The sequence below is a fragment of the Pricia sp. genome (assembly GCF_041745955.1).
Classification (GTDB): Bacteria; Bacteroidota; Bacteroidia; order Flavobacteriales; family Flavobacteriaceae; genus Pricia.
In genome coordinates, this window is record NZ_JBGTHY010000381.1 from 1 (window position 1) to 1,517 (window position 1,517).

At 43.8% G+C, this 1,517-nt stretch carries 1 protein-coding gene and 1 pseudogene; both read left to right on the forward strand.

Annotated features, from left to right (window positions below; genetic code table 11):
• A pseudogene (locus ACEW8S_RS13965) lies at positions 1-1,114 on the forward strand (TonB-dependent receptor); the annotation flags it as partial.
• A 64-nt stretch (positions 1,115-1,178) separates the two neighbouring features.
• On the forward strand, positions 1,179-1,517 hold a 339-nt coding region (locus tag ACEW8S_RS13970; protein ID WP_373518756.1), incomplete at its 3' end, for a DUF6495 family protein.

Sequence of the window (1,517 nt, forward strand, 5' to 3'; positions counted from 1 at the left end):
CCCCTTTGTGTGGTTGGGAAATCAGGTTCAGGCCGTTGACTTTTTCTTTTATCAGATTGTAGATCCTGACTTTAAATGGCCTCAAGTATGGCGTACCAATATCGGTGCCGATCATCGTTTTGAGAACGACATCATTTTGACCGCTGACATTTCCTATACCAAGGATCTTAACGCTGCCCATGTACAGAACTGGGGATTGGATACTCCTTCGGGATCCTTGCAGGGCGTCGATAACAGACCGGTATATTTACCAGCAGATCGAGCGGTCAATGAATTTGGCGGAGCTACCAATGCCTATGTTTTCACAAATTCGGATAAGGGCAGAATCTGGAACGCATCCTTAAAAGCGCAGAAAAATTGGGACAACGGACTATTTGCCAGCGTGGCATATAATTATTTGAACGCCAAGGACGTAAATTCCATCGAAGCTGAAATCACCGGCGATGCCTTTGACTTTAACCCCAATTTGGGCAATGCGAACGACGATGTGCTGTCCTTTTCCAAATATGGGGATACCCATCGGTTTATAGGGGTCGGTTCAAAACAGTTTACATATGGTCAAGGTAGATGGGGTACCGTGATTTCTACCTTCTTCGAATATGCCCAAGGCGGACGCTTCAATTATACCTATGCGGGAAATATCAATAATGACAGCTCGTTTCAAAATAACGACCTGCTGTATATTCCCACGGAAGCCGAGGTGCAGCAGATGCAGTTCTCCGGGGATGGCCAAGCGCAAGCCTATGAGAGTTTTATCCAACAAGATGATTATCTGAGCGATAACCGCGGCGACTATTTCGATAGGTACGGGGCATTGGCACCATGGCGCGGCCGTTGGGACGTAAAATTTCTGCAGGATTATAATTTCAACGTTGCCGAAAACAAAACGCATACGGTTCAGTTCAGTGCCGATATCTTAAACTTTGGAAACCTTTTGAACAGTGATTGGGGCGTGATACAGCAACCTAACAATTTTAACCCCGTATCGGTAAGCGTAGACGAAAATAATATACCTACCTACACCTTTAGTCCCGAATTGACCGAATCTTTCGGTTTCGATGCCAGTTTACTATCCCGCTGGCAGGTACAATTCGGATTACGCTATATTTTTTAAGGCCGATTCAATTATTTATAAGGATAAGGTCGTACGTTTCGTATGGCCTTTTTATTTTTGCAGAATGAAGTATTTAAGGCTTACCCGACAGCAACTGGAAGAACTGCAACCGGAATTCATCAATTTTTTGGCCACCCAATCCATTACCGGTGAGGAGTGGAAAAGTTTAAAACAGGAAAAACCGGAGGTAGCGGAAAATGAAATCGATGTTTTTAGCGATTTGATATGGGAAGGGGTGCTGGGTAAAGTAACCTATCTCGAAAATATTTCGGCCCAAAACATGCATTTATTCCATTGTGCAGAAAAGGAAATGAAACTGCTCTCGGTTAAAATAATGAATCCCGATATAGATCTGACCACTAAAATAGGCTTCGATTGGTTCAAGAAAAACTGGCAATCCGAT